At 36.5% G+C, this 8,664-nt stretch carries 9 protein-coding genes; 7 read left to right on the top strand and 2 right to left on the bottom strand.

Annotated features, from left to right (window positions below; translation table 11 throughout):
* Positions 1 to 192: 192 nt before the first annotated feature.
* The 7 genes from FTT72_RS15610 (at position 193) to FTT72_RS15580 (ending at position 6,880) form a co-directional block, all read left to right on the top strand.
* The gene (locus tag FTT72_RS15610; protein ID WP_257233440.1) at positions 193 to 531 is read left to right on the top strand and encodes a type II toxin-antitoxin system RelB/DinJ family antitoxin; all 339 of its coding nucleotides are present in this window, start codon (positions 193 to 195) and stop codon (positions 529 to 531) included.
* Positions 524 to 805: a type II toxin-antitoxin system YafQ family toxin gene (locus FTT72_RS15605; protein WP_130114480.1), complete on the top strand. Its 282-nt coding sequence runs from the start codon at positions 524 to 526 to the stop codon at positions 803 to 805. Before FTT72_RS15610 ends, FTT72_RS15605 begins: the two co-directional genes overlap by 8 nt.
* Before the next feature lie 133 nt (positions 806 to 938).
* Positions 939 to 1,358 carry a hypothetical protein gene (locus tag FTT72_RS15600; RefSeq protein ID WP_130114479.1) on the top strand — a complete coding sequence of 140 codons (420 nt, stop codon included), beginning with the start codon at positions 939 to 941 and terminating at the stop codon, positions 1,356 to 1,358.
* Between the two features lie 311 nt (positions 1,359 to 1,669).
* Positions 1,670 to 2,158, top strand: coding sequence for a MobC family plasmid mobilization relaxosome protein (locus FTT72_RS15595; protein ID WP_120403857.1), 489 nt, complete (start codon positions 1,670 to 1,672; stop codon positions 2,156 to 2,158).
* The gene (locus FTT72_RS15590) at positions 2,142 to 4,664 is read left to right on the top strand and encodes a relaxase/mobilization nuclease domain-containing protein (protein ID WP_180178661.1); all 2,523 of its coding nucleotides are present in this window, start codon (positions 2,142 to 2,144) and stop codon (positions 4,662 to 4,664) included. The genes FTT72_RS15595 and FTT72_RS15590 overlap by 17 nt, the downstream gene beginning before the upstream one ends.
* 595 nt (positions 4,665 to 5,259) lie before the next feature.
* Positions 5,260 to 6,207 (top strand): replication initiation protein, encoded by a 948-nt coding sequence (locus FTT72_RS15585; protein ID WP_180178660.1) that lies wholly within the window; start codon positions 5,260 to 5,262, stop codon positions 6,205 to 6,207.
* Between the two features lie 190 nt (positions 6,208 to 6,397).
* Complete coding sequence (locus tag FTT72_RS15580) at positions 6,398 to 6,880, top strand: hypothetical protein (protein WP_180178659.1); 483 nt, start codon at positions 6,398 to 6,400, stop codon at positions 6,878 to 6,880.
* A 432-nt stretch (positions 6,881 to 7,312) separates the two neighbouring features.
* On the opposite strand, the gene FTT72_RS15575 is transcribed toward FTT72_RS15580, so the two are convergent.
* Positions 7,313 to 7,924 carry a recombinase family protein gene (locus FTT72_RS15575; RefSeq protein ID WP_004889724.1) on the bottom strand — a complete coding sequence of 204 codons (612 nt, stop codon included), beginning with the start codon at positions 7,922 to 7,924 and terminating at the stop codon, positions 7,313 to 7,315.
* Between the two features lie 200 nt (positions 7,925 to 8,124).
* The gene (locus FTT72_RS15570; protein ID WP_227554280.1) at positions 8,125 to 8,484 is read right to left on the bottom strand and encodes a DUF4829 domain-containing protein; all 360 of its coding nucleotides are present in this window, start codon (positions 8,482 to 8,484) and stop codon (positions 8,125 to 8,127) included.
* Positions 8,485 to 8,664: the final 180 nt, after the last annotated feature.

The raw sequence follows: 8,664 nt of genomic DNA, 5'->3' as shown, positions 1-8,664 counted from the left end.
ATAGACCTACAAGCAAAATTCCTACTTTTATAATTTTTGGGCGATTTACCATTCTTTTTGAAAACCCTTTCTAACTGCTAATGTTTAACCTTATCAATAAAGTCAGGCACTTATTTAACATAATGGCCGTTATACGAAATTTAGCTGTTAGAAACCATTTATTACATCAAAAGTAATGAATATGTAAAGATAATGCCTTATATTATCTTTACATTATTGGTTTTAGAGGAATTAACCATGTCCGCAGTCAATTTTAATATGCGTTTAGAAGAAGACTTGAGGGATAATGCAAATCATATTTTTGAAGAATATGGTTTAACCATGCCACAAGCATTTAAACTTTTTTTAAATCAGGTGGTGAAAACAAGAACTGTTCCCTTAGCTTTTGACTATGCGAAAGAACCAACTCTGACCCCTAAAGCAGCAGCAAAGTTGCTTCAATCTCTTAAAGAAATTGAAAATGGGGAGTACACCGAGTACGAAACAGTAGAAGAAGCGATCAAAGCCATGTCGGATGAAGCTCATGGCTAAACGAAAGATCATCGTAACCAGCTCATTTAAACGAGATATTAAAAGACGTTATTTAGATTTGGTTACGGCTGAATGGGCAGAGGTACTGGACTGTTTAGTCGCTAATAGGCCATTGCCTGAAAAATACCTAGATCATCCATTAAAGGGTGGGGCTGAGTTTAAAAATTGTCGAGATTGCCACATTAAACCTGATTTAGTCTTGATTTATAGGCTAATGGGTGATGATGTTTTAGAATTACACCAGTTGGATAGTCATTCAGAGATTTTTGGCTAACTTTAGTTCGATGCTTTGAAATATGGCTTTAGCCATGTTCCAAAGTCGAGCCACTTTGCGCCAGTTGCGATATGAGAAAGTTTGAAAGAAGCTAAGCAAAGTACTGCACTGCATGACCTTCAAAGAGTTCAATATGAGAATAAAAAATTTAGCTCAAACTTTTATAGTTATTACATTACTTGCTGGCTGTATGGCGAAGCTCCAACCCGTATCTAACTCCATCGAAGCAGTAGAACCTATAGTTTTTATTAAGCATGCTAATTCTGGTGCAAGAGCATCACTTTCTGGTGGAAAACTGCATGTAGACCCTTATGGTTGTATTCGGCTTGGTAGTGATACCAGTTCATTTATTATTTGGGCTAATAATAGTAATTTAGAATATACAAAGGATGGCAGGATTAGCATCACCAATAGATTTAATAATAATAAAGTTTTTATAGGGGATGAAATTATTCTTGGTGGAGGGCCATCATCAGTAATACCAAAATCTGTTACTCGCTCTATTCCTGAAGTTTGTTCTACCTACGGCTATTGGATTGCTTCTCCCCTTTAAAAGTTATGTAAATGAGTCAGTCCCCCATTTTCATCATAATTTCAACATAAAAACTCATATACGAAATTTAAGTGTTATTACCTAATAAACCTTTTTTTGATCTTTTTATACAAATATTGACCGATATAGTAGAATGTAATTAGATTACTAAATAAGATAAGCAAGCCTACCTGTATATACAAAATTCTTCGAATTCTGATATACAGGGACTTGTTAGGGGATTCCCCCTAAGACCCCAAGCCCATCACAGATGGGCAAGTCAACTTTGTTGACTTAAAAGCAAAAGCTTGTGATGCGAATAGGATGAGAATATGCGAAGTAAAAATAAAATTTTCAGACTCACTGAGCTGCAGCTAGAGCAACTGGAGAAGCACATTGAAAAAGAAGAAACGACTTTTACAGACTTCATTCACTCTCTGATTCAACGTGAAGTTATGCAAGATGCCGTCACGGTTAGACAGCCCACGGAAGAAGAACTAAAACCACGGACCAAAATCAAAACAGTGATTGAAGTGGTCAAACGCTATCAAAAAACTGACCCTAGTGTATTGCTAGAGCTATCCAAAATTGGCAACAACTTGAATCAGATAGCCCGAGCGTTAAACATCATTAAAAATGCCGATCCACAAGAGCAACGCAAGTTAGATGTTTTCAGCATTTTTTCAGTTTTAAAAGGCATTCAAACCGAGTTAGAACAAATATTCCCTGCACTTCCTAAAATCAGCAGACAAAGCCCTGAACGGCTTAAAAAGCAGTTGTCTTCAGTACAACTGGCTGAGGAGGATGAAAGTGCATATTAAATTCTTAAACCACGGCAAAGGATCTGCTGCACACGCTTCAGCGTATGTTCTAGATAAGCTTGATCATCTTGGCAATGTTCGGGCAGGGGTCGAGGTTTTAAGAGGTGATGCGACTACGTTTAATGCAGTCTGTGATGCCAGTCCTCACCTTTGGAAATATACGAGTGGCGTGATTGCATGGTCAAAAGAAGATAATCCAACAAACGAGCAGATCCAAGAGGTTTTAAACGATTTTGAAAAACATGCTTTTTCGGGACTAGATCCCTCTCAGTATCACCTTTTTGCAGTGCTACACACTGATGATGACGGCTCAAAGCACATCCACGTTCTCGCACCACGCCTTGATATACAAAGTGGTAAATCACTCAATATAGCCCCACCTGGTCATGAAAAACATTTTGACTCACTGCGAGACTACTTCAACACAAAATATCAGTGGTCACGTCCTGATGACTTGCTTTTGATGCACACCACGCAAGAGCCAAATCACATTGCCAAGCTGAATGCCCAAGCAAAAAACATTCTTACAAGCCAAGACCTTGAGACGCTCACAAAAAAGCAGTTTTGCAAGACCGTTGATAACTACGTCCAAACACTCTTAAAAACCCAAACAGCAGAAAACAGGGCAGATATTGTCGAGTGTATCGAGCAAGTTAAAGGCGTTGAGTCGGTCAAGCAAAGCAAAGCATTTTTAACGGTCACACTCACCAACGGCAAAAAACACAGACTTAAAGGCGATTTTTACAATGAACAATTCGAAATTGGACTTTATTCAGAGCGTCTCAGAGCAGAAGCAGAAAGCCGACCAACTGCAAACGAGCTTACACAGGCTATCCGAGACGCTAAAAGCATTCGAGATGACTATCGAGCAAAGCGAGCATCCTATAACTCAAAACAGCATACTTTTACAGCAAGTACAGCGGACGACAATAGCCCTCAAATCGCATCTAAGCTCGATATTGACCGAAATAGGCAATCTATCACCCCAAGCACTAAAAGAGACCACAGCGAGCTACAAAGCGCAAATAGACGCATTGTCGAATCAGCTAGCGAATATAGATATTTCGGAAATATCAAAAGTGAAATTGAGCATAGATTCGTTTTCAGTATCGCTTCAAGACCTTCAAACGACCATAAACCACCAGTTACAGGGCATCAAGATCGACCAAACAAGTCTGGAGAAGTCTATTCAAGCCCAAGTCGGGCAAGTCATAGCGAGCCAAAGCAAGCAAATCAACAGTCAGTTCCAGAATCTTTTGACAGAAAAATTGAACAGCCAAAGAGCATTTCACGGACTACTTGGGATAGCGATATTCGCAGTGTTGATTGTTTTAATCAGTTTTTATTTCGCCTTTCAAGCACGAACCAACCTAAAAACAATCGAAGCACAAAAGCAAATGATTCAACAGAACGCACAAGCGATAACAAACCAAATCAACTATTTGAACAGCCTACGGAGATAAGGCATGCAGAGCGAAATCGACCATTTTTTGACAGAGCAAAACAACTTATTGATTCAACAAAACAGCTTGTTAGCGGAGCAAAACAAGGTTTTGAATCAACAAGTCGATTCATTAAAGACCATCTTGACCGGCTACAGCGAAGTAGAGCAGGAATTACAGGGCAAAATCAGCATTTTGCAGGCGGAGAAACAGGCACAACAAGACTTGATCTCGGCACTAAAAGGCGAATTATCCAAAATCGAACAGGGCAGTTTTTCGCAGGATTTACAGCAGAACTTTCAACTCAACTTAATGAGCCAATTACAAACGCAATTAACACAAGCCTTAAGCCATCTGAACTTAAACAATATTGTGAACAGTATGGTGAGCACAGAACTCAGACCTATTCGACAGAAAATTACAACTCAACAGACAGATCTAGAGCAAGCTCTCTTGAAGCTCTCGCAACTCAAAGTATCAACCAGTATAGACGAAGACTTGAGGACTCAGGACAAGCGGCTAGAGCAGTTAGAAACAACGCTTGGCAGCTTAATATCATTGATCAAAAGTTTGAACAACTAGCTGAATTAGTCAAAAATATTAGGATAAAACCGCAACTGGCATCAGCGTTTAAGCTCAGGTATGACGGATATTATCCTGATTATAATATCTACCATGAGAGGCTTTCTAAACAACAAGATGAGCTATACAGAAGCAAAAACCAATTAGGCATTATCGACTGTATCGCTGAAAAGGCAGACAACTTGAAACAGTATACGTCTCGTGCATCAAATAGCCTCAGTAGTTACGACTACGAAAAAATTGAAAAGAGCATTAAAAATGATGAAATCATGCTCAAATATTTAAACTGTGAAATCGTTTTAGAGCCACAAAATGATCGTTTTAAATCTCAAAGGCAGACATATCAAAACTGTTTAGATAGCTTTGAGTACATAAAAATCTTTATTGCAGAGAAAAAAGCCCCTATCGCTGAAAAACATTTTTCACAGCCAAGCCCAGAACCTGAAAACAAGCCACAGCAGAGCCGTGATTTTGATTTTTAATCTAATTCAGCAAAAGCAGTAATCAGAGGGGGAATAAACGACAAATAGTTTATTCGCTCACACTCCGTTCGCTTTATTTTTCTCTTTTGAACCAAACAGGTTTAAACCGAACGAGTGTCTACGAGTGATAGCGCATCATAAAAATTTCAGCAACGCTTCTTCTCTGATTACAAACTCCCTTTTGACCTCAAACGGTAAGTACAGAGCATCCCGAATGGGTGCGAACATTGGTGCTTTTGCTTTTAAAAAAGTATGAGCATAGCGAATACATTATCAATGCTTTTGATCTTGCTTTTGCTCTTGAAACGACACGAGCGAAGCGAGTGCCATAGCCTTTGATTTTGCCTTTAAATCCCTTTTATTCTTTTAAAAAGCTTTTAAATACTTTTAGACACCCTTCTAGACCATATGTGGCAAGGCTTTAAGACTTTAAAAAACTACAAACGCCATGCTTTAAACTACAAATGCCATGCTTTTGCCATCTTTAAAACTACAAACGCCATGCTTTAAAACTACAAACGCCATGCTTTAAGCTACTTGATTATCCTTGTAGTTTGATATATAAAATCTACAAGTACTTACTTTGTAGATTAATATGGAATTAGACGTAAAAAAACACTACCCAAAAGATTGGGTAGTTTTACAAAACCGAGTAGTTGAATGCTTTAAGAGCATGACACTTGATGAAAAGCGTCTGTTTATAATGGCAACTCCCCTAGCAAGAACAACGAATGTCTCTAGCGGCGAGCCTATTTTCATCTCAACAGATGAGTTTGCATCTGCTTGTGGTCTTGAAATAACAGGTGCATATACAGCTTTAGGAGTAGCGACTAAGAAGCTTTTTGACCGTTCCTTTGGCTATGTCAGAGCAGATAAAAAGAAAGTAAGTATCCGATGGATGTATAAGACAGCTTATGGCGATGGTGGCTCAGAGCTATATTTTACGGATGAAGTGCTACTACTGCTTAGAGAGTTTGATGCTCTAAACCCTTATACCAAATATAAAAAAGAGGTTGTTTTAAGGCTTAAAAAAGATTATTCACTAGACCTTTATCACCTAGCTAAAAAACATCAGAACATGGGCGGTTTTCAAATTAGTCTTGATGATCTATTTGAACAACTTGGATTACCTGAATCATATAGGCGTATTGGCAACCTAAAAGACCGTGTCATCAATCCGTCACTAGATGAGATCACAAAAAATACTGATATTGACCTAACTTATGAGAATGTTAAAAAAGGACGTTCAGTGGTTGGCTTTAAATTTACAGTGAAAGAAAAACCTAAGCCAAAGCAAATAGCACCAGTAAGAGATCAAAAAACAATAGATATGTTCTGCAATCTATCTGATGCTCAAATCAATAAGTACAGCTCTATATTATCCAAACAGTCTGAGCTATCAGACCTCAGTAACTTTCCTGACTATCTCACTTTTGCCCTTTGGATTGGTGGCATCTTACGAGATCCAAAAAGTGTAAGAGAAGAAACAGCTAAACGGATTTTTAAAGTTTTGCATCAAAAGACTGATTTCAAATCTCAGTAGATTGTTCAGTTTATTTAATCAAAATTGTGAAACATTGATCAAATACTAGGTGTGGAACGTGAAGAATCCATAAAAAAGCCCGACTTGTGCAAGTCAGGCTTTTTTATGGATTACAAGTTATTGAAATAAATCAATTAATACATTGCATTTCGTATAAGGTGTATTATGTTAATTTTAGGAAGACTTAAAAGTGAAGGTATTAGGAATCATCTTTTCGGTAACTTTAGTAATACTAATTTTATATGGTGTACTATGGATGTTTCATGGTTTTCCAGTAAATCCCTCAAATATTAAGAATGCAAAACCTACTAGAAATATAGAATCCAACTTAAATACGTTCTTAACAGATACAGCTTTACCACAAATAATAGAAAGTTGTATTCCTCTTTATAATGCTGATTTCAGAAGACTAAATCCTCAACTTAAAAATTTCCCTAATTTAATTACGGCTGATTATTTTAATAAAAATCAGTTAATAACAGTTAGTCCTCATACAGGTAAAAAAGAAGCCAACTTATCTACTGTAAATATTATTAATGAATTTTTTACTGTTTTAGATAGTCCAATGACTAATCCAGAAATGCTACAAAGATGTTTCGGAAATTATGGTTATACACTTCAAGACATGAGAAGGATTAAGAAAAAATTTAGCAATTTTGCAAACTCAAATTAATTAGATACCCTGCATTTAACATAATGGTTGTTATGCGAAATTCCTAGCATATTCACCTTTTGTCTTATATCTTTGTTTTTACCAATAGGTAAAATATATTCATAACCTACATCGGAAAAGTAGGTAGTTAAGAAAAAAATTGCAGAGATTTATAAGCCTTATAGTAACGGGAGAGACTATAGGGCTTTTTATTTATCTTAATATTCATATACCTAATGGATTTGCTTTTCAACTAGTTCCAATTTGTTTAATGCTTGCCGTTTTTTATGATCATTATTAATCTTTACAACTAGAGCTAAAATAAAAACCATCACTATAAAAACAAGGAAAATCAAATGCTTTTTCATCATTAATTCCGTCTTTTGATCTTTAAAAATGCCTTGCTCCTTTGTAAATAGATATGACATAAGGGAAGCACTGATACAAGCCTTTTTAAATGACTTTAGCAACTCGATAAACAGTTGCAACTCCACAATTCACTGCTTTGGCAATTTCTTCCTTAGTCATATTGCCAGCTGCTAGTAATTCTTTTATTCGTTTGTGCTTAGCCTCATTGGCTTTCTTACCTGTTGGCTTGTAACCCGAACGTGCCAAGCCCTGCTTAATACGTTCTATACGTTTCTCATTGTCCAGGCGGGCCATTGTTGCCAGGAGATCAATCAACATATTGTTGATGAGATCCAGGATTGAATGAGTAATGCTGTCACTGGTTTGAATCATTTGGTAGGTAGTAGGAAGATCTGCTACGACTAAACGAAGTCCCTTCTCCTGGATCCTGCGCTTCAGCTCTTGAAAATCCTGTTGGGTTAGGCGTGATAATCGGTCAATACTTTCAACCAACAAGGTGTCGCCTTGATTTGCTTCTGACAGTAGCTTATTCAATTCAGGTCGGTCTAACTTCGTACCACTATAGTTTTCCACGTACACAATGGTTTCGCCCAAATTCAAGTTTTGGTTTAGATCCTGAAGAATCTGCAAAGCCCTTTCTGCATCTTGATCTTTAGTTGAAGCTCGTAGATAAATACGTGTATTCATTTCTATCATTTAATCTTAATTCTATTAGATTAATGATAACAATATCATTTAATTATTGCATTAAGTCTAATGATAGATATTGTATGCGATTTGGCTCGCTATCATTCAGCTATACTCTTTTGATAAAAAAAGCATGACTAAGAGCCATGCCTTGGGAATTCGTATAACGTGTATTATGTTAATTTTAGGGAAAATAAATAATTATTAGCTTAAGGCCCACTACCCAATCCTGTAATTAGCCAATCAGATTGAGGAGATTTTTTCACAAGAGTAATAAATAAAATATAGTCACCTACTGGACTGCCAGCATCATCTATATGCACGACTTTAACTTTTACCATCACTGAAATAATTTTATAAAATTCTTGATAATACTCAGGTCTACTTTCCGCTGAATCATCATTAATTCTTATTATTTCTAAAATTTTTGAGTCTTTGAAAGAAAGAAATCTTTCAGGACTTTTTAAGTCTTCATATAATTGCGCATCAGGCCAAACATATTTGATTGCTGATTTTCGATCATGTTTAGCAAGTGAATTTAAGAAAAGTATCGTTGTCTGTTTTGCCATTTCATTGTCATAATTCAATTTCTGTTTATATGAATTAAAGATCAGAATTAAACATAGACCTACAAGCAAAATTCCTACTTTTATAATTTTTGGGCGATTTACCATTCTTTTTGAAAACCCTTTCTAACTGCTAATGTTTAACCTTATCAATAAAGTCAGGCACTTATTTAACATAATGGC

The organism is Acinetobacter sp. YH01005 (genome assembly GCF_013420465.1).
GTDB classification, from domain to species: domain Bacteria; phylum Pseudomonadota; class Gammaproteobacteria; order Pseudomonadales; family Moraxellaceae; genus Acinetobacter; species Acinetobacter amyesii.
This window is presented reverse-complemented; position numbering and strand designations above follow the sequence as displayed.